This window comes from Bacillus sp. FSL K6-3149 (assembly GCF_038630515.1).
GTDB lineage: Bacteria > Bacillota > Bacilli > Bacillales > Bacillaceae > Bacillus > Bacillus pumilus.
Genome location: NZ_CP152034.1, coordinates 392,127 through 416,185, shown reverse-complemented (window position 1 = coordinate 416,185; position 24,059 = coordinate 392,127). Strand labels below are relative to the sequence as shown.

Genomic DNA, 24,059 nt, shown 5'->3' with positions numbered 1-24,059 from the left:
GAACTGGGCTGTTTTATTATTGTCCTGATGTGCTGGAAGGATTAGTTGTATCACTTGATCCTGTTTCACCAGATTCAGTAGGAAGCTTTAAATGCGTCCGTAATGCATTTTGTACGTTAGCTAGATTGGTTTGATCTGGCTCAAAGTAATACGTTCGATTTGGTCCTAAATAAAGATCCGACCCTTTAATAGAAAGTGTTTCTGTGTCGTCTCCCTTAAACCCGCTGTAGATTTGCTGAAGCGCTAGACCTTCTGTGATACGGAAGTTGGTCGTAATATGATCACTGACTTCTTTAGCGATATTATCCACGTTTGCGATGTTATTTGCCTTCGACATTTGATCAATCATTGCACGTAAAATTTGTTTCTGACGATCATTACGTCCGAAATCACCACGTGGATCTTGTTTTCTCATCCGCGCGTAAGCAAGTGCTTCTTCCCCGTTTAAATGCATATTGCCTTTTTTGAAATAAATCTTTTTCGATTTTTTCACATCACTTTTTTCATTGAAGTCAAATGGAACATCGATATCAATTCCACCGACTTCATCAATGACATCCTTGAATCCGTCAAAATCAACGGTCGCATATTTATCAATCGGAATATTCAAGAATTGTTCGACAGTTTCGATCGTTTCGTCTTTACCGCCTTTAGCATATGCTGCATTGATCTTTTCTTTACTTCCTGTCGTGTCACTTGCAAGCTGTACGCGTGTGTCACGAGGGATACTAACCATTTTCATCGTTTTGTCTTGAGGGTTAATTGTTGCGACAATAAGTGAATCTGAACGGCCATGATCACCATCTGTGGCATAATCCTCAATTCCGACAAAAAGTACAGAGAAGGGTTTCTTTTTAATATCAATGACCGCATCACGAAGCTTCGATTTCTCTCCGCGGTTTAGTTCGTCATATGTTTTGTCAGCGGCTTGAAGTGTATTGACTATTTTATAGACTGCAAATCCGCCCATGCAGATGATAAGAAGCAAAAATAAAACCAGGATACGTTTGAAAATTTTCTTCTTCTTACTCTTTTTCTTTCGTACACGCACTTTTACTCGTTGTGCCATTCATCTGTCTCCTTTATCGGACCAATGTCCTTTTCTAAATAAATCAGTTCGCCTTCTTTTGTAACACTCTTTCCATTTGTCAGCTCAGTCATCCATTCAATGAACTGCTCTGTTTGTGTTTCTTCTACATACGTCTCAAAAATAACATCTTCTGCATAATGAATTTCTTTTAGCTGAAAAGATGAGGCTCTAAGCTCATTCTCTACCTTTCCAAGCCATGTATAATCTATTGTTGTGTGCATCGTACGCATTAAACAGCGCTCTACCATCCCAACATGGTTGATGGCTTCTGATACAGATTTTCCGTAGGCACGAATCAAACCACCGGCGCCTAGCTTAATACCGCCGAAATAACGAGTGACTACTACGACTGTATCTTTCAGCTTCCGTTTTTTTAACACTTCAAGCATTGGCACACCTGCTGTACCACTTGGTTCACCATCATCATTCGCTTTTTGAATCAGGTCATGTTCTCCAATGAGATAGGCAGAACAATTATGTGTGGCATTCCAATGTTGTTTTTTAATGGATTGTATAAATGCTTGTGCTTCTTCTTCTGAGACAGCACGCTGTATATGACAAATAAAACGTGATTTTTCAATGACGATCTCATGCTCGCCACGACTTTTTACTGTAAGATAGCGATGCAGCAAAAGACATACCCTCCTGAAAAGCAAATTGTAAGACTAGAGAAAATTTGCATTGATTTTAGAATTTTACAGCGTATTTTGTTATGATGATAGGGGTAGAAAAAGGGTCGTCATAAAAACTTCATGATTTATACGCATTCTTTCATTATAATTCGACATAAAATGCAGATCAATGACATTTATAATAAAAAAAGATGACATCACTGTTACGGGAGGGAAAAGCCATGACAACACCTAAAATGGATCCGAAATTATTGGATTCAATCATCATGAAAATGCTTAGTACAGTTGATGGCAGCAAGGACGAAGTATTTAGGATAGGCGAACAGTCCCGTCAACAATATGAAAGCCTTGTAGAAGAGCTGAAGCAAATCAAGCAGCAAGTAAACGAAGTAATTGATTTTGGGGATAAACTAGAAGTCCATACGAGACATGCTAGAAATCGCTTATCTGAGGTCAGCAGAAACTTCAACAAATTTAGCGAAGAAGAAATACGGGAGGCCTACGAAAAAGCACATAATCTGCAAGTGGAACTCACTATGATCCAGCAGCGCGAAAAGCAACTGAGAGAAAGAAGAGACGATCTGGAAAGACGATTGTTAAGCCTACAAGACGTCATTGAACGCTCTGAAACGCTTGTGAGTCAGATCACAGTTGTTCTCAACTATCTCAATCAGGACTTACGTCAAGTTGGCGTGTTACTTGAAGATGCTCAAGCAAAACAAGATTTTGGACTTAGAATTATTGAAGCCCAAGAAGAAGAACGTAAAAGGGTATCCCGTGAAATTCACGACGGTCCGGCCCAAATGCTGGCAAACGTAATGATGCGTTCCGAATTAATTGAACGTATTTTCAGAGACCGTGGGACAGAAGAAGGCTTTAAAGAAATTAGAAGTCTCAGACAGAATGTGCGAAATGCTCTGTACGAAGTGAGAAGAATCATTTATGATTTAAGACCAATGGCTTTAGATGATTTGGGTCTCATTCCGACGCTAAGAAAATATTTAAACACAATCGAAGAGTATGATGGAAAAACCAAGATCACGTTCCAATGCCTAGGGGATACAGAAAGCGAAAGAATTGCTTCTCAATTTGAAGTGGCACTGTTTAGACTAGCCCAAGAAGCTGTCACAAATTCACTAAAGCATTCCGAAGCTGAAGAAATCTCTGTAAAAGTAGAAGTGACGAAAGACTTTGTTACGTTAATTATCAAAGACGATGGAAAAGGCTTTGATATGAAAGATGTGAAAACAAACAAAAACAAATCCTTCGGTTTACTTGGCATGAAAGAACGCGTAGACTTACTTGAAGGTAAAATGACCATAGACTCAAAAATAGGTCTAGGGACATTCATCATGATTCGCGTGCCATTAACATTGCAAAATAAAATTGTAAAATAGAGACAAAAGACATATTGACCATAAAGTTCAGGTGTAGAACAATAAACATGGGGAGGCGTAGCTTGTGACTAAAGTAAATATTGTAATTATTGATGATCACCAATTATTCCGTGAAGGTGTCAAACGGATTTTAGATTTTGAACCTACTTTTGAAGTAGTTGCAGAAGGAGACGACGGAGACGAAGCTGCACGTATCGTAGAACACTATCATCCGGATGTTGTCATTATGGACATTAATATGCCGAATGTAAATGGTGTAGAGGCTACAAAGCAGCTAGTTGAGCTTTATCCCGAATCAAAAGTCATTATTCTATCTATTCATGATGATGAAAACTATGTGACACATGCATTGAAAACAGGAGCAAGAGGCTACCTGTTAAAAGAAATGGATGCAGACACGCTCATTGAAGCAGTGAAAGTCGTAGCTGACGGAGGATCTTATTTACATCCGAAAGTTACTCATAACTTAGTAAATGAATTCCGACGCCTAGCGACTAGTGGCGTTTCAGCACATCCACAGCATGAAGTATATCCTGAAATTCGCAGACCACTTCATATCTTAACAAGACGTGAGTGCGAAGTACTTCAAATGTTAGCTGACGGAAAGAGCAATAGAGGAATTGGTGAGTCGCTCTTTATTAGTGAGAAAACAGTCAAAAACCACGTGAGTAACATTTTACAAAAAATGAATGTAAACGACCGTACACAAGCTGTTGTTGTAGCAATTAAGAACGGCTGGGTAGAAATGAGATAATATTCCGGACAAGTACTCCTTTTTCGCCTGTTTTTGATTCTCTCACATGTTAATTTGAGAGAAATGATAGGTAGATAAGGAGTCTTTTTCGGATATAACGGGCTTGCCTATTGATTAGGCAGGCTTTTTTGATTACTATTATAAATCTAATGAATAACAATGATCATTCTTTGAAAATAAAAAAGAGCAACTTAACGGATAAGGAAGGTATTTAAGAATGAAAATAGCCGTTGTAACAGACAGTACTGCTTATATACCACAAGAGCTGCGTGATAAACATCATATTCATATGATCCCTCTGAATGTCATCTTTGGCAATGAATCATACCGTGAAGAAATAGAAATGGATTGGAAGACATATTATGAAGAAGTCAAAAAGCATAAAGACCTTCCAACCACCTCTCAGCCTGCTTTCGGTGAACTAATAGAATTATATGAAAAACTAAGTGAAACATATGATGCCGTGATTAGTATTCACCTTTCTAGCGGAATTAGTGGAACATATAATAGTGCAGCCTCAGCAAATGACCTAGTTGACGGAATTGACATTTATCCGTTTGATACAGAAACTAGCTGTATGGCACAAGGTTTTTATGTGATAGAAGCTGCTGAGAAAATCCAAGCTGGTGCTTCTCCAGAAGAAGTGTTAGCCCATCTCAATTACCTGAAAGAGAATCAGAGAGCTTATTTTATGGTAGACGATTTAACTCATTTACAAAGAGGCGGCAGATTAAATGGTGCTCAGGCTTTTATTGGTAGCCTCTTAAAGGTAAAGCCTATACTGCATTTTGACAACAAGCTAATTGTCCCTTTTGAGAAGATTCGTACACGGAAAAAAGCCATTTCACGTATGTTTGAACTATTTGATGAAGATGCATCGCGTGGTGTCCCGATGAGAGCAACAGTGATACATGGTAATAGAGAAGAAGAAGTAGACGATTTGATTGCGCACTTATCAGATAAATATCCTCATGTTGAATTTTATAAAAGTTATTTTGGTGCTGTAATCGGCACTCATCTAGGCGAAGGCTCTTTAGCTCTTGGCTGGCTGATTAGATAAATCCTAAAAACCTCTTTTCTCTTAGAAAAGGGGTTTTGTTTTTCTTTTTTAGCTGTTGGACGAAAGGTCATGTCTTTGCGCATAATAGGCAAACATCAGTTGAAAGGTGTTTGTTGAAATTGAACATGGACAAAGCAATGGAACTAAGGAAGCACCTGGAGTCACGCCGCCTGCTTACTGCTGAAACAAGATGCTCACAGTCTGATTTGGATTGGCTGGAGGAGAAAGGGTTAGTTATCCGAACACCTGCTATTGAGAGGAAAGCAAATGGTCTTATTTGCTGCAGATGTGGTGTATCAAAAAATCGGTACTTTGCCCACTCTTCGTGTGACAAGTGTCAAAAAGATTGTGTGTATTGTAGATCATGCATCATGATGGGGAAAACAACGGAATGTGGCTTTCTTTATGAATGGACGGGTCCACAAATGGAAGAAGCATGTCACTCGGAATTAACATGGCAGGGAAACCTGTCTAAAGGACAAAAAAGAGCGTCAGAGAAATTGATCGAAGCGATAAAAAACAAATCTGATCTACTCATCTGGGCAGTTTGCGGGGCAGGGAAAACAGAGGTGCTTTTTCACGGAATAGAATATGCCTTACATCAAGGAATGAGTGTCTGCATTGCGACACCTAGAACTGATGTTGTCCTTGAACTAGAGCCGCGGCTTAAAAAAGCTTTTCAAGGAATGAAAATAGCTGTTCTTTATGGAGGAAGTCCTCAAAGGTTCCAAATAGCACCGTTAGTAATCGCTACAACTCACCAGTTGATGAGATATAAACATGCATTTGATGTGCTCATTATAGATGAAGTCGACGCCTTCCCTTATTCAATCGATGAACGTCTCCAATTTGCTGTTTTAAAGGCAATGAGAAAGAAAGGGGTTAGGGTTTATTTAAGTGCGACGCCGTCTAAGAAAATGATAAGAGATGTATCTCGTGGACAACTAGAAGCCATAAAAATTCCTCTGCGCTTTCACCAACAACCTTTACCGGTCCCATCCTTTCAATGGATTGGACATTGGAAGAAGAAATTAAAAAAGAATCAGCTCCCACCTAAAGTAATGAATTGGATGCAGAAACATATTACAAAAAAGAGAAGGGTTTTACTTTTTGTTCCTTCTATTTCTACTATGAAGAAGGTAACGAAGGTTCTTAGAAAGCACCATTTAAATGTAGAAGGGGTGTCTGCTGATGATCCAGATAGGAAACAAAAGGTCCAGCAATTCAGAGATTACAAATACGATGTACTAGTTACAACCACAATTCTAGAAAGAGGTGTAACCATTTCAAATGTGCAAGTGGGGGTACTAGGTGCAGAATCTACTATCTTTACAGAAAGTGCACTTGTTCAGATTTCTGGTAGAGCAGGTAGACATCTCGATTTTTTTAAAGGAGATGTTTTCTTTTTTCATTTTGGTTTAACGAGAAGTATGAAACAAGCAATGAAGCATATTGTAAAAATGAATGATACAGCTGAAAAAGAGTTCTCCGAAAAATAATGTAGGTTCAACTAAATTTCATGGTACATTTATATTCACAATACACAAATGGCAGGAGAGACAAATATGCTACTCAATGCAAAAGAAACACTACTCAAGGAAATCCTCTATCAATATCTCAACCAATTAAACATGATTTGTCACTGTGAAAAGTGTATAGAAGATGTATTAGCGATTTCACTAAATCAAGTGAAGCCTCAGTATATAACAGATATCGATAAAATATCTTACAGTAAATCTGAGATGGTGGACAAACAGAAGAATACGGCCATGCTGGTCATTCTGACAGAAGCCGCTTCAAAGGTCTCCACATTTCCAAGATGCGAAAATCGTCTGCCGATAAATAAGGATAACAATTGATCTGCCTCATTTGTGAGGGACATTTTGTCGCTTCTTTTACATGGAAATCATTACTTCTATTAAATGATGATCGTCTATGTATAGCATGTAAGCATCACCTAGAAAAAATTCAACGCCCGATTTGTCCAGCCTGCGGGAGAGCACAGTCGAACGATCAATTATGTCAAGACTGTTCCATGTGGAAAGAACGCCCTGATTCTACTACAGTACTTGTGAAAAATAGGTCTGTCTATGCTTACAACGATTTGATGAAAGATGTCCTTTCCCGCTTTAAATTTCGAGGTGATACAGCTTTAGCTGAGCTTTTTAAACAAGATGTCCGAGCAGTATTTAAGCGCTCTTTTTCAATGAAAGAACCTGTGCTGATCCCGATTCCTTTAAGTAAAGAAAGACTAAAGGAAAGAGGGTTTAATCAGTCCGTCATACTTGCTTCCTTGATTGGTGAGCCGATCCTTCAGCCACTTGTAAAAATACATCAAAGCAAACAGTCCAAGAAAAAGAAAAATGAACGTTTAGATCAAAAAGGAATGTTTCAAATCACGCAGACAGATGCGATCGTTCAAAGGGAAGTTATCTTAATTGACGACATTTATACAACAGGGGCCACCATTTATGATGCGGCGAGAATTTTAAAAGAAGCAGGTGCCAAAAGTGTTTCCTCTTTTACGTTGATCCGTAGTTAAAATTCAGGATAATTAACCGATAATAAGAAGAGAAAATAACGTAAGGGGTTTTGGTTATGAATCAATTGGCAAACTGCCCGCAATGTAATCAGCTGTTTTTAAAAACGACCATCCAAACGGTTTGTAACAAATGCTTTGAAGAAGAAGAACGTTCTTTTGATATCGTTTATAAATTCTTGCGAAAGCAAAGTAATAGACAATCAACCATTGCTGAAATAGTAGATGCAACAGAAGTTGATGAAGAATTAATCTTGAAATTTATCCGTTTGAAAAGACTTCAAATTAGCCAATTTCCGAATATCAACTATCCTTGTGAAAGATGTGGCCAACCGATCAGAAAAAACAAGCTGTGCAGTCAATGTGAACAGGACATTCAGTCGCAAATGAGTCAAATGAACCAAGAAGAAGAGCGTAAAAGGGAGATTGAATCTAGGAAAAAAGACACCTATTATGCCATTAATCCTAAAAACGATTGATTCCCTAAACTAAGTTGCAGTTTGGTCGATAAAATGGATAGAATCAAGACAGACTGTAACGGAAAGCGAGAGGAATCCCGTGAAAATTAATCGATATGGAACACAACCAGTAAATCCTTACAAGAAAACATATGAGAAACAAACGTTGCAATCAAATCAAGCAAAATCAACTGATAAAGTCGAAATTTCTAAAAAGGCAATCGAAATGCAAAAGGTGCCGAATATCATGAAAGAACGCCAAGATAAAATAGACCAAATTAAAAAAAGCATTGAAGCCGGAACATATCAAGTAGATACAAAGGGCATTGCTGATAAAATGCTGAATTTTTATAAACAACAATAACAAAAGGGAGTAGCGTGAATGTCAGTTAAAATAATCATTGAAGAGCTGCATCGTCTCTATGGATTGCATGAACAGCTTTTGAAGCTGTCGAAAGATAAAACAGAAATGCTGAAAAGTAATGAGATTGATGCTCTTTCAGAGGTTCTGAATTTAGAGCAAAAATATATTCAGGCCATTTCTCAATTAGAAGAAAAAAGAATTGAAGCGACAGTTCAATTTTTACAAAATGATGAACCGCCAACCATCACCGCGTGTATCGAAAAGGCTGAAGGTTCGGATCAAGAAGAGCTCATTTCGTTATATGACAAATTAAAAGACATCATGGTGGAACTGAAAGATGTAAATGAACTGAACAAACAGCTCATTCAGCAGTCGCTTCAATTTATTTCACTGACATTCGATCTCGTTAACCCTAATAAAGAAAATATGAATTACGGACAAAATGGTCTTGAGAGTTCAAAGCCTAAACAGCAGAGGGCTTTGTTTGATTCAAAGGCGTAAACAAGGAGGATACCAATGGGTTCTACATTCATGGGACTAGAAACGGCAAAAAGAGGAATCACAGCCCAGCGTGCAGGGCTTTATGTCACATCAAACAACGTCTCCAATGCAAATACAGATGGCTACTCAAGACAAAGAGTTACCTTTAAAGCAGATAATCCTTATCCAGTCATTTCAGTTTATGATGGCAAGACGTATGGCCAAATGGGGACAGGAGTTCAAGTTGGAACCGTTGAAAGAATTCGAGACAGCTTTTTAGATCTGCAATTCAGAGATCATAACAATAACTTGTCTTACTACTCAACAAAATCTGATGCCCTTTCGCAAATGGAGGGAGTCATGAATGATTTGACGGATGAAGGCTTAAACAGAGCTTTTGATAACCTTTGGAAATCATTGCAGGTCCTATCCGAAACCAAAAATGCCGATACAGCGTCTGCGCGTACAGTTGTTAAAACAAGTGCACAGGCTTTAGTAGATCAATTCCGTCTACTTAATTCTTCTTTAACAACGATACAGAAGAATTTAAAAACAGAACTCGATTCAACAGCCAAAAATGTGAACACGATTTTATCTCAAATAGATGAAGTGAACAAACAAATTGCAGCAGTTGAACCAAACGGGTATCTTCCAAATGATCTATATGATACGCGTGATGCGTTGGTAGATCAATTATCTTCACTCGTTGATATTAAAGTGAGCTACAATCCATCTGGCGGGAATGCACTCAAAATTGCAGAAGGAACTGTCAACATCGACATTATCGGTGCAAATGGACAATCTGCTGGAACGATTTTGAATGGTATTACGAACGAAAAATCTGAAATGCAAATCTCCTATGATAATACAACGGGACTTGTTAACTCACTTCAATTCGGAACAACAACCATTGCAGCAGATCAGCTTCAAGTGAATGGTAAAGTAAAAGCACTTGTTGAGGCTTATGGCTACATGTCAAATGGTGCTGAAAAAGGCATGTATCCAGACATGCTTGCAGAGCTTGATGAAGTAGCACAAGTCTTCATGGATACATTTAATGATGTGCATAAGCAGGGGTACACATTAAATGGCACAAGTGGACAAGACTTTTTTGATATCGAGAATAATAATGATCTGAATAAAGGTTTAGCTGCTCGTATCAAAGTGAGTGATGTTATTTTAGCATCAACAGATAATATTGCAGCATCTCTCAATCAAACAAAAGGTGACGGTTCGAATGCTACGAAATTAGCTGGTATTCAAGACTTAAAGGTACCAATCGGCGGCAATACAACGACGATCCAGGATTACTACCAAAATGTCATTGCTGAGATGGGGATTCAAGGGAAAAAGAACATAACGCTAGAAAGCAGTTCAGCCGCTCTTGTCAATTCAGCCAATGAGCGTAGAATGTCGACGAGTGCTGTTTCCATTGATGAAGAAATGACGAATATGATCCAATTTCAGCATGCATATAATGCAGCTGCGAGAGTTGTGACATTACAAGATGAAATATTGGATAAAGTAATAAACGGCATGGGTGTCGTAGGAAGGTAGGTATAACTGATGCGAGTCACACAAGGTATGATTTCTCAAAACTCACTTCGTAATATTAGTAAAAGTTATGAAAAACTTTCTAAAATAAATGAGCAAGCACAAACAGGGAGACGTTTCACAAAAACGTCTGATGATCCCGTTGCAGCAGTAAAAAGCCTTCAATATAGCACAGCAATGTTTCGAAATGATCAATATCAAAAAAACTTAAATGAAGCACAGAACTGGATTGATACATCTGAAACAAGTGTCACTGAAATCATTGATATTATGTCAAATGTACGAGATAAAGTGCTTGATGCGGCTAATGGAACAAAGCAGCCAGAAGATTTAGCAGCTGTCGGCGTGGAAATTGGTCAGATGAAGAAACAAATCATTGACGCGATGAACACTCAGATGTTAGGTAAGTTCGTATTTAATGGAACAAATACAAATGTCAAACCAGTTGTTGAGAACGCAGATGGTACGTTTACGTTTAACTTTGAAAACTATACAGATGCAAATTCTGTTAAGTCGAACATTTCTGATGGTATCACTTTAAATGTGAACTCAAATCCAATTTCAGCGTTTGGTGGACAGTCTGCCAGCGGTCAAAATGTCATTGAAATGTTGACGGATTTAGAAAACTCATTGAAAAATGGAACGTTCGCAAATTCTGATGATGCGTTAGGAAGTATCGATCAGTTTAAAGAAGTGATGAGTGCTGAGCGCTCGGACTTAGGAGCCCGTTCAAATCGTGTTGACTTAGTAGGCAGTCGCTTGACTTCACAATTCGAAGTACTGAAAAATGCCAAATCAGATAATGAAGATGTAGAAAGTGAAAAAGCAATTATTGATCTTCTTCAACAAGAGGTTGTGAATAGAGCTGCTTTAGCAACGACGGCTAAAGTTATTCAGCCATCCCTTGTCGATTTCTTAAGATAATAAAAAGCATCCGTTGGGTGCTTTTTTGCATCATGGAGGTGTACCTATATGCAAATCCCTAGATTGTTAATGCAACAAACCTATGCAAAGCTGCAAATGTCGACAACTCCTTCTCGGCAAGAAGTAGAGCAGCCCAGAGCAGACCTTGAGATTCAGCAGCCCAGAGCCGTCATGAATATGACAAGGACACCGTCAAAGTTAACAATAGATCAAACCGAAGCATTTGCCGATATGGATATCAAGTCAATTTTTAGGCGTTCTGAAGAATGGGCAGCTGAGGGGAAACGTGCTGTTGGAGAGGGAATGGGCCGAAGAGCGGAAGAAGGCAGTGAACTCATCAAGATCGAGAATGGTGGGAATGCAATTGCCGAGTTTGCCAAAATCAATGGCACTCCTCCAGCCAAACAATTCAATATTGGTGTGATCCCTTCATTCTTTAGTGTGAAAATTCACTATCAGCCATCTGAGCTTCAAATTGAAGTGGAGCCTCAAAAAGCTATTATAGAGGCAACGCCTCATAAACCAATCGTTAACTACCAGCCAGGTAAGGTCAATATTGATATGTTACAATACCCAGATTTAAAAATAGAAGTTGACGAAACGGGCCAAAATGGTGATAAGGTATAGTTAAGAAAAATGAAAAAGGTCGTGAATTATGATCATTCAAACAAAATACCATGGTGAAGTGACAATCAAAGAGGAGCAAATCATCAACTTCTCTAATGGAATACCAGGATTTCTGGATCAAAAACAGTTTGTCATTTTACCTTTATCAGAAGAGTCTCCATTTTTAGTTCTTCAATCATTGAAAAACGCAGAGTTAGGCTTTATTGTCAGCAGTCCGTTTTTATTCTTCAATCAATATGAATTCGATCTAGACGAAACGGTCGTAGATATTCTAGAAGTAGAAGATGCCAATGATGTGGAAGTTATGGTGATTTTAACAATGGAATCTTCTATTGAAAAAACGACAGCCAATTTAAGAGCGCCTATTATTGTGAACCGGAAAAACATGAAAGCCAAGCAGGTGATTTTGCATGATTCAGCCTATCATACAAAACATTTGTTAGAGGTGGCATCCTCATGTTAGTTCTCTCGCGTAAATTAAACCAGTCGATTCAAATTGGCGATGATATTGAAGTCAAGATTATTTCGATTGAAGGCGATCAAGTGAAAATCGGGATTGAAGCTCCTAAGCACATTGATATTCACAGGAAAGAAGTGTACCTGTCTATTCAGGAAGAGAACAGTCGTGCTGCGAGTTTATCCGTAGATCTCCTCTCTCAATTATCCTCACAAAAAAAGTGAGGATTTTTTTATCTGATTCAGCTATCCTTCTCCACGTTTCTGTGTGGATGTTCACCATCTATATGAAACTTTAACAAATCGGTCCATCTATATTTAATTTGAAAATTCAAAGCCGATATAAAAGGTAGATTAAAGCACAGGAGCTGAATAACTATGTCTGTTGGTAAGTTGACATCGCTAGAGCCAATTATCGATGCATTTCAAACCCGTGTTTCTAATAACCAGAATGGCAATGCAAACTCTGATTTACAAGCAAATGGCAAGGTCGTTTCAAAAGAAGAAATTGAAAAAACGCTTCAAGGAGCAAACAAGCTGATTGAACCCACTCAATTTCATCTGCAATTTGAATTACATGAAAAACTCAATGAATATTATGTCAAAGTCGTAGATAACCAAACAGAAGAAGTCATTAGAGAAATTCCTTCCAAGGAATGGCTTGATTTCTATGCGGCAATGACAGAAATTGTCGGTTTATTTGTAGATAAAAGAATGTAAGTGAAGGGAGAACATAAAAAATGGTCAATCGAATTACTGGTTTTTCAAATGTGTTTGATATTGATGAAATCGTATCAAAACTAATGAAAACTGAGCAAGCACCACTTGATAAAATGACACGCCAGAAACAAACACTTGAATGGCAAAGAGACAGCTATCGCGAGGTAAATTCGAAAGTTAAAGAATTAGATGATTTGATCAACAGTTTAAACTTAACGCTTCCAAGTACATATGGTGCAAAAAAGGTGACAAGCTCTAATGAATCTGCTGTCACAGCAACTGGATCAACAAATGCTGCCTCTGGCTCAATCCATGTCACCCAATTAGCGACAGCTTCTGTCTTCAAATCGTCTGGTACTTCTGGTTTTACACCTGCAAATGGCACGTTTACATTCGAGGTGACGACACCAGATTCGACAGAACCGAAAACGGTGACGATCAATACTTCTGATACCGATACAATTGATGACATTGTGAAAAAGCTGAACAACTCGCAATTAGGTGTGACAGCTTACAAAGGACAGATCTTTGACGGATCTAACTACGTCGATACGGTCGCTCTCACTTCACGGACAACAGGTGAAGGTGTCAGCATTAAAGCTGCTGATGGTAATTCAGCTTCATTCTTCACTCAATTAGGCTTCCAAGTAGATGGAGATAACAAATTAGTAGCGACCACTCAAGGACAAAAGGCACAATACGAGATTAATGGCTTGAAGATGGAAAATAACAACAATACCTTTACGCAGGCTGATATTACGTACGAGCTTAAAGGAACAACGGATCAGCCTGTCAGCTTAAACGTTTCAACAGATGTCGATACAATCTTTGATAAAATTAAACAATTTGTTGATAAATACAATGAGCTCGTTGAGCAGGCTAATGGTAAAGTCAATGAAAAAAGAAATAGAGACTATCATCCTTTAACAGCAGAAGAGAAAAAAGGGATGTCTGAAAAAGAAGTGGAGCTATGGGAAACAACCGCGAAGTCTGGCTTACTGAGAAGTGATTCCATTTTACGAGCTGGTGCCTCTAAAATAAGAAGTGATTTTTATGCTGATATTACGACAAGTGATGCGAATAAAATCCAACTCACACAAATCGGTATCACGACATCATCCAAGTATAAAGAAGGCGGAAAGCTTGAAATTAATGAAAAGAAACTGAGAGAAACCCTTGAAAAAGACCCGCAGAAGGTCAGTCAAATGTTTATCTCAGGATCGTTAAATGTGGATTCAAAAGATAAAGACAAAGCACAACAGCAATATCAAGAACAAGGAATCATTTATCGTGTCAAAAATTCCTTAACTGCCTTCACGAAGAGCATTCAAACAAAGGCGGGAAGCACAACGATGGAATTAAAGGAATACGGACTTGGTAAGGACCTTGATTCTTTGACCAAACGAATGGGTACGTTCCAAGACCGTTTGAAGATGGTTGAAGCCCGTTACTACAAAAAGTTTAACGCCATGGATAGCGCGATTCAAAAGCTAAACAACCAATCTGGCTATCTTTCTCAACTGCTTGGACAATAATTGGAGGTTTATAACATATGGCAATTCAGAACCCTTATGCCGCCTATCAGAAAAATTCTATTGAGACTGCAACACCTGCCGAGTTGACGCTTATGCTTTATGAAGGCTGCTTAAAGTTCATTAGACTCGCGAAGTATGCCATTCAAAAAGAGGATGCAGAAACGAGAAATGTGAACCTGAAAAAGGCTCAAAACATCATTCAAGAATTAAATGTCACCTTAAATCGTTCTTATGACGTATCAAATAGTATGGCAAGTATGTATGATTACATTTATCGCAGACTGATTGAAGCCAATCTTCAAAATGACGAAGAGATGTTGAATGAAGTAGAGCAATACGTAACTGATTTTCGTGATGCGTGGAAGGAAGTTATTCAAACTGATCGAAAAGGGCGTCACCACTCTATCGGGGGATCTCTATGAGTATTGTGGACCAGCTGCATGACCAAACATTAAAAATGGCAGCCGAAATAACGGCAAATCCGCAAAGTGACACCTTGGTTGAAGACTTTGATGCCTTTTTAATTGAGAGAGACGAATTAATGAGAGATATTCAGCATGAGCTGACGGATCAAGAAAAAGAAAAAATCAAAGAAATCATCCAAACAGATCAACAGATGGCGAAGCAATTAACTGTGATCCAAAATGGGATCAAAGCAGATATTCAAGCCATTCAAAAAAAGAAAACGAAACAGCTGAATTATCAAAATCCATACCAGCCTATGACGAGTGACGGCGTATATTACGATAAACGGAAATAATTAGGTGAGACCTGTGGCGTATCGTTCAGATGACTATATTTTATTAACCACATATTATGAACTTCTATTTACGATAGAAGAGAGTCTAAAATATTTAGATGAAATTGAGAAGGATTTTGCTAAAACAGAAGGGGATCGGATCTTTAATGATCTGATCCATGCCTTCTTTCATTTAGAGACAACACATCCCCTTCTGCTTTCAATTATAGAAAATGAGCACTTTGCCAAAACGATTCGTTCGTTTGATCAAATTTTTTTAAGTTTTGATATACTAGCTTTCTATACATTCCCTTCAATACACTTCCAATCATTCCTTAAAGCATATTTTATACCTGAATATAGAAAGTGGATGGATGAAATACATGCCTGTATGAGGCCGTATGTCATTCATTAATTTTTGTTCAATTCAGACTTTCGGAGGAAATTATGAGACTAAAAAATCAATTTTTGTTTGGGCTTATTGTCATATGTGTATTGTTTGTCAGTATTTTAGGATTCTCAAGCTTTATCTATTACAAAACAGATCAATCCTATAAGACGCTTCTTAGCAAAGAAGTAAAGCTTTATCAAACCTCACTGGAATTAGAGGCGCTTTTGCAAAAGCAGGAAGCACAAATTAAAACATATGTTGTCGTGCAAGATGCTGAAAATTTACAGAAAATTGAGCAAACATATGAAGAGATTAATAAAAAAACAACGGAAGCTACAAAAATGAGCTCTGTCAAACAAGCAAAAAATCTATTAGATCAAATCTCAGAAAAGAATTATCTCTACTACACCTCAACGAACCGGCTATTTAATTCATTGAATATGCAAAATCAAAAAGAATTTAACACACGCCTCAATCAAGAATTACAACCTATCGAACAAGAAATACATACCTTTACAAAAGAATTTGCTCAAACTCAGTTGAAGCAACGTGACCAAAAAATCAATCAGCTCAACCAAGACAGTAATCAATTACTATTTACTCTCATTCTAGTTAGTGCGGTCATTATTGTTGGCTTTTTGTTGATTGGGACAAGATTCGTTTATCGTATGACAAAGCCGATTGTGTCTGTCACAAATGCTGCGAGAAGGATGGCAGATGGAGACCTTACACTTGAAGAGATTGAAGTGACCTCTAAAAATGAGATTGGTCAACTCGGTACTGCTTTTAATCAAATGACAAAGCATTTGCGTCAGCTCATTTTACAGGTGCAACATGGATCAAGACAATTAGCTGATTCTGCTGCTCAGTTTGAGGAAACGATTCATCAAACCATATCGGCCAGTGAGCAGACATCTAGCTCGATTGAACAGGTCAGTGAAGCTTCACGTGAACAATCAAACGCGGTCGGAAAAGTAGCTTCTGCCATTCAAGAAGTCTCGACTGGTATGCAAAATGCAGCTGAACACACATCCGATGTTTCGGGTCACTCAATTTCAGTGACTGAAAAGGCTGAAGAGGGTGCAGCGCTTATTCAGCAATTCGTAAAACAAATGAGCTCTATCAAAGCGTCTGTGAATGAGCACCATTCCACAATGGCTCATGTACAAGCCCAGTTTACAGGCATTGAAGATTTGTTAGGTCATATCCATGCCATCGCTGATCAAACGAATTTGCTTGCTTTAAATGCTGCTATTGAAGCGGCAAGAGCAGGAGAGCATGGGAGAGGCTTTGCGGTGGTAGCAGATGAAGTGAGGAAACTGGCGGAAGAATCTAGTCAGCTGACAGATCAAATTAGTCAATTGCTCGCGAACGTGAACAAAGATACTGAAAAATCATCACATTCGATGAAAAAGGTTGAGCAGGATGTAGCAGAAGGTGTGAAAGTATCGCAATTGTCAGAACAGAGCTTTCATGAAATCCTGGAATCTATTCGTGATATTTCGATGAAAGCAGAGGAACTTTCAGCTACTGCAGAGGAGATTTCAGCTAGTACAGAGGAAATATCTCAGACGGTTGGAGTCATTGAAGAAGGAGCCAAACGCAATTCAGAAGAGACGGAGTACATGTCTGCGGCTGTTGAAGAATCATTGGCAGCAAATGAAGAAATGAAAGCAGCGGCGGAGGACTTAAAAACCTTATCTCAATCGCTGAAAACATCAATATCATCTTTCACCATTTAAATGTGCGCTGGTCTTTTTCAAGAATGAGCCGAATATATATTCATCACCTATCAAGCAACAGTTGAAGCACCGCAAAATTCGACAAATTTCAATAAATATTCACATTTTTTTTACGTTTGAGCAGGAGAAAAGGAGGGAAAAGTAGAAATAGGTTTACATATCCTTAATTTTAAAGGAGGCGTTCTTTACATGAATTACAATGTCAGAGGAGAAAACATCGATGTAACACCTGCACTAAGAGATCATGTCGAGAAAAAAATTGGAAAGCTGGAGCGTTATTTTGAGACAGACGTAGATGCTTCAGTCAACGTGAACTTGAAGTTTTACAATGATCAAGAATCTAAAGTTGAGGTTACCATTCCAATGACTGATCTAGCACTTCGAGCTGAGGTGCATAATGAAGATATGTACAATGCAGTAGACCTAGCAGCCAGTAAATTAGAACGTCAAATTCGTAAGCACAAAACAAAAGTAAACCGTAAATTCCGCGAGCAAGGTGCCAAAAAGCACTTATTTGCTGGAGGAAATGGGACGGCTGATGTAGCTGTTCAAGATGACGAAGAAATTGATGAAACAGAAATCGTCAGACAAAAACGTTTCAATTTAAAGCCGATGGATAGCGAAGAGGCCATTCTTCAAATGAACATGTTAGGTCATAGTTTCTTCGTCTTCACAAATGCTGAGACAAATTTGACCAATGTGGTCTATCGCCGAAATGATGGAAAATATGGACTCATTGAGCCAAACGCTTAATCTGATCTAAAAATAACCTAAAAAAAGTAAACCCGTTCCCTCCATGAGGGGCGGGTTTTTTGTGTGAAATCATTGCAAATTCTTTGGAAATGAAGGAAGGTATGGTATGATAAATGCAGGTAAATATGGACCTGTCAATCTTTTGGACATGCCGAAAAATTGCATGAAATAGAGGAGCGTTATTATATGCTTGGAATCTTAAACAAAGTGTTTGATCCTACGAAACGTACGATCAGCAAATATGAAAAAAAAGCAAATGAAATTGAAGCTCTCGCTCAAGATTTCGAGAAATTATCTGACGAGGCTTTACGAAATAAAACGATCGAATTTAAAGAAAAACTTGAAAAAGGACAATCCGTGGATGACCTGTTGGTTGAAGCATTTGCAACGGTTCGCGAGGCATCACGCCGCGTGACAGGAATGTTCCCATTTAAGGTGCAGCTCATGGGGGGGATCGCGCTTCATGAAGGCAACATCTCTGAGATGAAAACAGGTGAAGGTAAAACGTTGACTTCAACAATGCCTGTTTATTTAAATGCTCTTTCTGGAAAAGGCGTCCACATTGTGACAGTCAACGAATATTTGGCAAGTCGTGATGCAGAGGAAATGGGCAAGATTTTTGAATTTCTTGGCTTAACGGTTGGCTTAAACTTAAACAGCTTAGACAAAGATGAAAAAAGAGAAGCGTATGCCGCTGATATTACGTATTCCACAAACAACGAACTTGGCTTTGACTATTTACGGGATAACATGGTTCTTTACAAAGAGCAAATGGTTCAAAGACCGCTTCATTATGCCGTGATTGATGAGGTTGACTCCATCTTAATTGATGAAGCGAGAACGCCTCTTATTATTTCTGGACAAGCTGCGAAATCTACAAAGCTTTACGTACAAGCGAATGCATTTGTTCGTACACTAAAAATAGAAGATGATTTCACATACGATATTAAAACAAAAAGTGTTCAGCTGACAGAAAGCGGAATGACGAAAGCAGAAAAAGCATTCGGCATCGAAAACTTATTCGATGTTAAACATGTCGCACTGAACCATCACATCGCCCAGGCGCTAAAGGCACATGTTGCGATGCAAAAAGATGTGGATTATGTCGTTGAAGAAGGTCAAGTCGTTATTGTTGACTCTTTCACAGGACGTCTCATGAAAGGACGCCGTTATAGTGAAGGTCTGCATCAAGCCATTGAGGCAAAAGAAGGTCTCGAAGTGCAGAACGAAAGTATGACCCTTGCAACGATTACGTTCCAGAACTACTTCCGCATGTATGAAAAGCTCTCTGGTATGACCGGTACAGCGAAAACGGAAGAAGAAGAATTCCGTAACATTTACAACATGCAGGTTGTGACAATCCCGACCAATCAACCAGTCGTTCGTGATGACAGACCTGATTTAATTTACCGCACAATGGAAGGTAAGTTTAAAGCAGTGGCTGAAGATGTTGCGCAGCGCTATATGACAGGGCAGCCAGTGCTTGTCGGAACAGTAGCTGTTGAGACGTCTGAGCTTATTTCTAAGCTGCTTAAAAATAAAGGGATTCCTCATCAAGTGTTAAATGCGAAAAACCATGAGCGTGAGGCACAGATTATTGAAGAGGCTGGTCAAAAGGGTGCTGTCACCATTGCGACCAACATGGCAGGACGTGGAACGGACATCAAGCTTGGCGAAGGCGTCAAAGAGCTTGGCGGTCTAGCTGTAATTGGGACAGAGCGTCATGAATCACGACGTATTGATAACCAGCTGCGTGGACGTTCTGGTCGTCAAGGAGACCCAGGGATTACTCAATTCTATCTCTCCATGGAAGATGAATTGATGCGCCGATTTGGTGCAGAGCGTACGATGGCCATGCTTGACCGCTTTGGCATGGATGACACTACGCCTATCCAAAGTAAAATGGTGTCTAAAGCCGTTGAATCATCTCAAAAACGCGTTGAGGGGAACAACTTTGATTCCCGTAAACAGCTTCTGCAATATGACGATGTGCTTCGTCAGCAGCGTGAAGTGATTTACAAGCAGCGCTTTGAAGTCATTGATTCTGATAACTTAAAATCGATTGTGATCAATATGATTCAGTCTTCAATTGAGCGCGCTGTTGGTTCTTATACGCCGAAAGAAGAGCTTCCAGAAGAGTGGAAACTAGATGGTCTTGTTGAATTAATCAACACGAACTATTTAGATGAAGGAGCCATTTCGGTCAAGGATATTTACGGTAAAGAAGCAGATGAAATCACCTCCTTCATTATGGATCGTATTAAAGAAAAATACGATGCAAAAGAAGAAACATATGGCGACGAACAAATGCGAGAATTTGAAAAAGTCATCGTTCTTCGTGCGGTGGATTCAAAGTGGATGGATCATATCGATGCAATGGATCAACTGCGTCAAGGGATTCATTTACGTGCGTATGCACAAACAAATCCGCTTCGTGAGTATCAAATGGAAGGATTTGCGATGTTTGAGCACATGGTCGCTTCAATCGAAGATGATGTGGCCAAATATGTTTTGAAATCAGAAATTCAAAACAACTTAGAACGTGAAGAAGTCGTTCAAGGTCAAACAACAGCTCATCAGCCTCAAGAGGGTGATGAGGAGAAGACAGTGAAAAAGAAGCCGGTACGTAAAGTCGTAGACATTGGTCGAAACTCACCATGTCACTGCGGAAGCGGCAAGAAATATAAAAATTGTCATGGGAAGACAGAGTAAGTAATGGAAAGAGGTGAAAACCTCTTTCTATTCATGTCAGCCCTACATCTATGAGGTGAAGGATATGGAATTAGTAGAAATTAGACAAGAGCTTGAAAATATGGCTAGCAGGCTAGCTGATTTTAGGGGGTCTCTTTGACCTCGAAACAAAAGAAGCCAAAATTGCAGAACTCGAAGCGACCATGTCAGAGGCTGATTTTTGGAATGATCAGCAAAAGGCACAAGGCGTCATCAATGAAGCCAATGCACTAAAGGATAATGTGAATTCATACCATGAGCTCAGTGAATCTCATGAAGAGCTGCAAATGACACATGACCTGTTAAAGGAAGATTATGACGAGGAGCTTCATGTAGAGCTTGAGAAAGAGCTGAAGAACTTAACTAAGCAATTTAACGACTTTGAACTGCAGCTTCTCTTAAGTGAACCATATGATAAAAACAATGCCATCCTTGAGCTTCACCCAGGCGCAGGCGGTACTGAATCACAGGACTGGGGTTCTATGCTTCTGAGAATGTATACTCGCTGGGCAGAGCGCAGAGGCTTTAAGGTTGAAACGCTTGATTACCTTCCTGGTGATGAAGCAGGAATTAAGTCTGTGACATTGCTCATCAAAGGGCATAACGCATATGGATACTTAAAGGCAGAAAAAGGGGTCCATCGTTTGGTTCGTATTTCTCCTTTTGATTCATCTGGTCGTAGACATACTTCTTTCGTTTCCTGTGATGTCATGCCTGAGTTCAATGAAGAAATCGATATTGATATTCGAACAGAAGATATCAAAGTGGATACGTATCGAGCAAGCGGTGCAGGTGGACAGCACGTCAATACGACTGACTCTGCCGTTCGTATCACACACATTCCAACCAATGTCGTGGTGACATGCCAAACAGAAAGATCACAAATCAAAAACAGAGAACGTGCGATGAAAATGCTGAAATCGAAACTTTATCAAAGACGGATCGAAGAACAGCAGGCTGAATTGGATGAAATTAGAGGAGAGCAGAAAGAAATTGGCTGGGGAAGCCAAATTCGCTCTTACGTATTCCATCCGTATTCTCTTGTAAAAGACCATCGAACCAATACGGAGATGGGAAATGTTCAAGCGGTCATGGATGGAGATTTAGATTCATTTATCGATGCTTACTTACGTTCGAAATTATCATAAAAACTCGGCTTCTTGCCGGGTTTTTTTTATTGTGAGAAAATATAATGAATATAAAGGAATACATACGCCATACTGACTCTATATCCTTTGTATGATGAAATTAGCAAATAAAGGGGGAAATATTTTGGGATTAACAACATTACAAGAGACGTGGGATTTAGATGCCTTTTTTAAAGGAGGCAGCGCTTCACCAGAATTTAAAACATACTTGCAACACATTCAGCAGCTATTAGATGAATTACGACAAAAGGTCGATGCCTTTTCAAAAGAAGATACACACATTGAAAGCAAATTAACGTCTGTCCTTGACACGTATGAAACCACATATAAAAAACTGTCTCAAGCAGGTTCATTTGTTTCCTGTCTTCAATCTCAAAATACAAAGGATATGAAGGCTGGCAGTCTTCGAGGTACGATTGCTAAGCTGGAAGCTGATTTAGGTACCATTCTTGCGCTGTTTGATCAGGCGCTTGCTGCCATCTCTCCTGGAAAATGGGAGGATCTCATGAATTCAGAGGCCTTTTCAGATGTTCGCTACATATTAAATGAACGCAGAGAACGCGTGAAGGATCAATTGCCTGTTGAACAAGAAACATTGATTCAAAAGCTAGCCGTAGATGGCTACCATGCGTGGGATGAGCTTTATTCTAGCTTAGTGAATAAGATTACGATTCCGTTTGAACAACATGGTGAAACGCAGATGATCTCTGTCGGCCAAGCGGAAAATGCGATGGATGATTCAGACCGTGAAGTCAGAAAGGCTGTTTATCATAACCTAGAGCATGCATGGACGCAGGACGAACATCTATTTGCAAGCACGCTCAATCATTTGGCAGGTTTTCGTTTGCAAGTATATGAAGCAAGAGGCTGGGATCATATCTTAAAAGAGCCGCTTGAAATTTGCCGGATGAAACAAGAAACCCTTGATGCCATGTGGTCTGTGATTGATGAAAATAAGCAGCCATTCATTGATTATTTACATCGAAAGGCTGACATGCTTGGAGTGGATAAGCTAAGCTGGTTTGATGTTGGGGCTCCTATTGGCAGTGAGACCAAGATTTATCCGTATCAGGAAGCAGCTGCTTTTATTGTGAAGCATTTCGCTGGATTTGGAGAAGAGCTTGCTGCTTTTACAGAAAAGGCCTTTAATGAGCGTTGGGTAGAAGCTGAGGATCGCCCGAACAAACGAGTAGGCGGTTTTTGTACAAATTTCCCTGACAGCGGAGAGTCCCGCATTTTTATGACCTTCTCAGGCAGTCCATCCAATGTGGCGACACTTGCGCATGAGCTTGGTCATTCGTTCCATCAGGAAGTGATGCAGGATGTTCGCATTCTTAATCGCAAATATGCGATGAATGTAGCTGAAACGGCGTCGACATTCGCAGAAATGATTGTGGCTGATGCTTCATTGAAAGAAGCGGCAAATGAAGAGGAGCGCCTCAGCTTGTTAGAGGATAAGCTGCAGCGGAGTGTAGCATTTTTCATGAACATTCAATCTCGGTTCTTATTTGAACAGCGTTTTTATGAAGAGCGTAAACAAGGAGAAGTGCCGGCGGATCGGTTGAATGAGCTGATGGTAGAAGCGCAGAAAGAAGCCTTTGGTGACTCTTTAGATGAATACCATCCGCATTTCTGGGCGTCTAAGTTGCATTTCCATATCACAGGTGTACCGTTTTATAATTTCCCGTACACATTCGGCTACATGTTCTCACTAGGAATTTATGCAAAGGCCTTGCAGGCTGGTACTTCGTTTGAAGAAAAGTACATTGCATTATTAAAGGACACAGCTTCAATGACAGTAGAAGATTTGGCCTTTAAGCACTTAGGTGTCGATCTTACCCAAAAAGACTTTTGGGAGGAAGCCATTAGCCTCGCTGTAGAAGACGCTGAAGAGTTTTTAGAAGCGACGAAAAAGTGAAAATGAAAAGCCCCCATTACGGAAGCTTTAGATTGTTGACAAAGGGTT

Annotated in this window: 26 protein-coding genes; 24 read left to right on the top strand and 2 right to left on the bottom strand. The window is 39.3% G+C overall.

Annotated features, from left to right (window positions below):
* Nucleotides 1-16: 16 nt before the first annotated feature.
* Entirely contained in the window at nucleotides 17-1,069 is a 1,053-nt protein-coding gene (locus MHB83_RS02205; protein ID WP_339160560.1) for an LCP family protein, read from the bottom strand.
* The gene (locus tag MHB83_RS02200) at nucleotides 1,054-1,722 is read right to left on the bottom strand and encodes a YigZ family protein (protein ID WP_003212936.1); all 669 of its coding nucleotides are present in this window, start codon (nucleotides 1,720-1,722) and stop codon (nucleotides 1,054-1,056) included. Before MHB83_RS02200 ends, MHB83_RS02205 begins: the two co-directional genes overlap by 16 nt.
* Nucleotides 1,723-1,943: 221 nt before the next feature.
* On the opposite strand from MHB83_RS02200, the gene MHB83_RS02195 reads away from it, so the two are divergent.
* The 24 genes from MHB83_RS02195 to MHB83_RS02080 all read left to right on the top strand — a co-directional run bounded on the left by MHB83_RS02195 (nucleotide 1,944) and on the right by MHB83_RS02080 (nucleotide 24,011).
* The gene (locus tag MHB83_RS02195; protein WP_003213166.1) at nucleotides 1,944-3,119 is read left to right on the top strand and encodes a sensor histidine kinase; all 1,176 of its coding nucleotides are present in this window, start codon (nucleotides 1,944-1,946) and stop codon (nucleotides 3,117-3,119) included.
* A 64-nt stretch (nucleotides 3,120-3,183) separates the two neighbouring features.
* Nucleotides 3,184-3,873, top strand: a complete 690-nt coding sequence (gene degU, locus MHB83_RS02190; RefSeq protein WP_008348273.1) for a two-component system response regulator DegU — start codon at nucleotides 3,184-3,186, stop codon at nucleotides 3,871-3,873.
* Nucleotides 3,874-4,090: 217 nt separating this feature from the next.
* On the top strand, nucleotides 4,091-4,933 hold the full coding sequence (locus tag MHB83_RS02185; protein WP_226804196.1) for a DegV family protein: 843 nt from the start codon (nucleotides 4,091-4,093) through the stop codon (nucleotides 4,931-4,933).
* A gap of 371 nt (nucleotides 4,934-5,304) precedes the next feature.
* Entirely contained in the window at nucleotides 5,305-6,432 is a 1,128-nt protein-coding gene (locus MHB83_RS02180) for a DEAD/DEAH box helicase (RefSeq protein ID WP_277551598.1), read from the top strand.
* Between the two features lie 66 nt (nucleotides 6,433-6,498).
* On the top strand, nucleotides 6,499-6,792 hold the full coding sequence (locus tag MHB83_RS02175) for a late competence development ComFB family protein (protein ID WP_106066158.1): 294 nt from the start codon (nucleotides 6,499-6,501) through the stop codon (nucleotides 6,790-6,792).
* Nucleotides 6,793-6,968: 176 nt separating this feature from the next.
* Nucleotides 6,969-7,475, top strand: coding sequence for a phosphoribosyltransferase family protein (locus tag MHB83_RS02170; protein ID WP_050782676.1), 507 nt, complete (start codon nucleotides 6,969-6,971; stop codon nucleotides 7,473-7,475).
* 56 nt (nucleotides 7,476-7,531) lie between these two features.
* Entirely contained in the window at nucleotides 7,532-7,951 is a 420-nt protein-coding gene (locus tag MHB83_RS02165; RefSeq protein WP_003212865.1) for a TIGR03826 family flagellar region protein, read from the top strand.
* Between the two features lie 79 nt (nucleotides 7,952-8,030).
* Nucleotides 8,031-8,294 (top strand): flagellar biosynthesis anti-sigma factor FlgM, encoded by a 264-nt coding sequence (gene flgM, locus MHB83_RS02160; protein ID WP_003213252.1) that lies wholly within the window; start codon nucleotides 8,031-8,033, stop codon nucleotides 8,292-8,294.
* 18 nt (nucleotides 8,295-8,312) lie between these two features.
* Nucleotides 8,313-8,795: a flagellar protein FlgN gene (locus MHB83_RS02155; RefSeq protein ID WP_050944342.1), complete on the top strand. Its 483-nt coding sequence runs from the start codon at nucleotides 8,313-8,315 to the stop codon at nucleotides 8,793-8,795.
* Nucleotides 8,796-8,810: 15 nt separating this feature from the next.
* Complete coding sequence (flgK, locus tag MHB83_RS02150) at nucleotides 8,811-10,331, top strand: flagellar hook-associated protein FlgK (RefSeq protein WP_253622115.1); 1,521 nt, start codon at nucleotides 8,811-8,813, stop codon at nucleotides 10,329-10,331.
* Nucleotides 10,332-10,340: 9 nt separating this feature from the next.
* Nucleotides 10,341-11,252 carry a flagellar hook-associated protein FlgL gene (gene flgL, locus MHB83_RS02145; RefSeq protein WP_137054345.1) on the top strand — a complete coding sequence of 304 codons (912 nt, stop codon included), beginning with the start codon at nucleotides 10,341-10,343 and terminating at the stop codon, nucleotides 11,250-11,252.
* A gap of 48 nt (nucleotides 11,253-11,300) precedes the next feature.
* On the top strand, nucleotides 11,301-11,879 hold the full coding sequence (locus tag MHB83_RS02140) for a DUF6470 family protein (protein ID WP_003213106.1): 579 nt from the start codon (nucleotides 11,301-11,303) through the stop codon (nucleotides 11,877-11,879).
* Between the two features lie 28 nt (nucleotides 11,880-11,907).
* Nucleotides 11,908-12,342, top strand: coding sequence for a flagellar assembly protein FliW (gene fliW, locus MHB83_RS02135; protein ID WP_044139341.1), 435 nt, complete (start codon nucleotides 11,908-11,910; stop codon nucleotides 12,340-12,342).
* Entirely contained in the window at nucleotides 12,336-12,560 is a 225-nt protein-coding gene (gene csrA, locus MHB83_RS02130; RefSeq protein ID WP_003212955.1) for a carbon storage regulator CsrA, read from the top strand. The genes fliW and csrA overlap by 7 nt, the downstream gene beginning before the upstream one ends.
* Nucleotides 12,561-12,713: 153 nt before the next feature.
* Nucleotides 12,714-13,055, top strand: coding sequence for a flagellar protein FlaG (gene flaG / locus MHB83_RS02125; protein WP_342496587.1), 342 nt, complete (start codon nucleotides 12,714-12,716; stop codon nucleotides 13,053-13,055).
* A gap of 20 nt (nucleotides 13,056-13,075) precedes the next feature.
* Nucleotides 13,076-14,590, top strand: coding sequence for a flagellar hook-associated protein 2 (locus tag MHB83_RS02120; protein WP_342496586.1), 1,515 nt, complete (start codon nucleotides 13,076-13,078; stop codon nucleotides 14,588-14,590).
* A 17-nt stretch (nucleotides 14,591-14,607) separates the two neighbouring features.
* Complete coding sequence (fliS, locus tag MHB83_RS02115) at nucleotides 14,608-15,012, top strand: flagellar export chaperone FliS (RefSeq protein ID WP_003212886.1); 405 nt, start codon at nucleotides 14,608-14,610, stop codon at nucleotides 15,010-15,012.
* Nucleotides 15,009-15,350: a flagella biosynthesis regulatory protein FliT gene (fliT, locus tag MHB83_RS02110; RefSeq protein ID WP_003212921.1), complete on the top strand. Its 342-nt coding sequence runs from the start codon at nucleotides 15,009-15,011 to the stop codon at nucleotides 15,348-15,350. The genes fliS and fliT overlap by 4 nt, the downstream gene beginning before the upstream one ends.
* 13 nt (nucleotides 15,351-15,363) lie before the next feature.
* A complete protein-coding gene (locus MHB83_RS02105; protein ID WP_003213093.1) occupies nucleotides 15,364-15,744 on the top strand; it encodes a hypothetical protein in 381 nt (126 codons plus the stop codon).
* Between the two features lie 32 nt (nucleotides 15,745-15,776).
* Complete coding sequence (locus tag MHB83_RS02100) at nucleotides 15,777-17,462, top strand: methyl-accepting chemotaxis protein (protein ID WP_253622117.1); 1,686 nt, start codon at nucleotides 15,777-15,779, stop codon at nucleotides 17,460-17,462.
* A 189-nt stretch (nucleotides 17,463-17,651) separates the two neighbouring features.
* A complete protein-coding gene (gene raiA, locus MHB83_RS02095; RefSeq protein ID WP_003213481.1) occupies nucleotides 17,652-18,215 on the top strand; it encodes a ribosome-associated translation inhibitor RaiA in 564 nt (187 codons plus the stop codon).
* A 186-nt stretch (nucleotides 18,216-18,401) separates the two neighbouring features.
* Nucleotides 18,402-20,927 carry a preprotein translocase subunit SecA gene (gene secA / locus MHB83_RS02090; protein ID WP_012011417.1) on the top strand — a complete coding sequence of 842 codons (2,526 nt, stop codon included), beginning with the start codon at nucleotides 18,402-18,404 and terminating at the stop codon, nucleotides 20,925-20,927.
* Nucleotides 20,928-20,991: 64 nt separating this feature from the next.
* Nucleotides 20,992-22,093, top strand: a protein-coding gene (gene prfB / locus MHB83_RS02085; RefSeq protein WP_106030063.1) for a peptide chain release factor 2 whose coding sequence is annotated in 2 segments (ribosomal slippage) — nucleotides 20,992-21,063 and nucleotides 21,065-22,093 — 1,101 coding nt in all. Because the reading frame shifts where the segments join, the coding sequence is not laid out codon by codon here.
* A 124-nt stretch (nucleotides 22,094-22,217) separates the two neighbouring features.
* The gene (locus tag MHB83_RS02080; protein ID WP_050944333.1) at nucleotides 22,218-24,011 is read left to right on the top strand and encodes a M3 family oligoendopeptidase; all 1,794 of its coding nucleotides are present in this window, start codon (nucleotides 22,218-22,220) and stop codon (nucleotides 24,009-24,011) included.
* Nucleotides 24,012-24,059: the final 48 nt, after the last annotated feature.

Bases quoted from the DNA above. Each gene is read 5' to 3' on its own strand.
- MHB83_RS02165 (WP_003212865.1), top strand. From the start codon at position 7,532: ATGAATCAATTGGCAAACTGCCCGCAATGTAATCAGCTGTTTTTAAAA.
- flgK (WP_253622115.1), top strand. From the start codon at position 8,811: ATGGGTTCTACATTCATGGGACTAGAAACGGCAAAAAGAGGAATCACA.
- MHB83_RS02100 (WP_253622117.1), top strand. From the start codon at position 15,777: ATGAGACTAAAAAATCAATTTTTGTTTGGGCTTATTGTCATATGTGTA.
- secA (WP_012011417.1), top strand. From the start codon at position 18,402: ATGCTTGGAATCTTAAACAAAGTGTTTGATCCTACGAAACGTACGATC.
- MHB83_RS02205 (WP_339160560.1), bottom strand. From the start codon at position 1,069: ATGGCACAACGAGTAAAAGTGCGTGTACGAAAGAAAAAGAGTAAGAAG.
- MHB83_RS02180 (WP_277551598.1), top strand. From the start codon at position 5,305: ATGATGGGGAAAACAACGGAATGTGGCTTTCTTTATGAATGGACGGGT.
- MHB83_RS02185 (WP_226804196.1), top strand. From the start codon at position 4,091: ATGAAAATAGCCGTTGTAACAGACAGTACTGCTTATATACCACAAGAG.
- fliW (WP_044139341.1), top strand. From the start codon at position 11,908: ATGATCATTCAAACAAAATACCATGGTGAAGTGACAATCAAAGAGGAG.
- flaG (WP_342496587.1), top strand. From the start codon at position 12,714: ATGTCTGTTGGTAAGTTGACATCGCTAGAGCCAATTATCGATGCATTT.
- MHB83_RS02140 (WP_003213106.1), top strand. From the start codon at position 11,301: ATGCAAATCCCTAGATTGTTAATGCAACAAACCTATGCAAAGCTGCAA.
- MHB83_RS02195 (WP_003213166.1), top strand. From the start codon at position 1,944: ATGACAACACCTAAAATGGATCCGAAATTATTGGATTCAATCATCATG.
- raiA (WP_003213481.1), top strand. From the start codon at position 17,652: ATGAATTACAATGTCAGAGGAGAAAACATCGATGTAACACCTGCACTA.
- flgL (WP_137054345.1), top strand. From the start codon at position 10,341: ATGCGAGTCACACAAGGTATGATTTCTCAAAACTCACTTCGTAATATT.
- fliS (WP_003212886.1), top strand. From the start codon at position 14,608: ATGGCAATTCAGAACCCTTATGCCGCCTATCAGAAAAATTCTATTGAG.
- fliT (WP_003212921.1), top strand. From the start codon at position 15,009: ATGAGTATTGTGGACCAGCTGCATGACCAAACATTAAAAATGGCAGCC.
- MHB83_RS02120 (WP_342496586.1), top strand. From the start codon at position 13,076: ATGGTCAATCGAATTACTGGTTTTTCAAATGTGTTTGATATTGATGAA.
- MHB83_RS02155 (WP_050944342.1), top strand. From the start codon at position 8,313: ATGTCAGTTAAAATAATCATTGAAGAGCTGCATCGTCTCTATGGATTG.
- csrA (WP_003212955.1), top strand. From the start codon at position 12,336: ATGTTAGTTCTCTCGCGTAAATTAAACCAGTCGATTCAAATTGGCGAT.
- MHB83_RS02170 (WP_050782676.1), top strand. From the start codon at position 6,969: ATGTGGAAAGAACGCCCTGATTCTACTACAGTACTTGTGAAAAATAGG.
- MHB83_RS02175 (WP_106066158.1), top strand. From the start codon at position 6,499: ATGCTACTCAATGCAAAAGAAACACTACTCAAGGAAATCCTCTATCAA.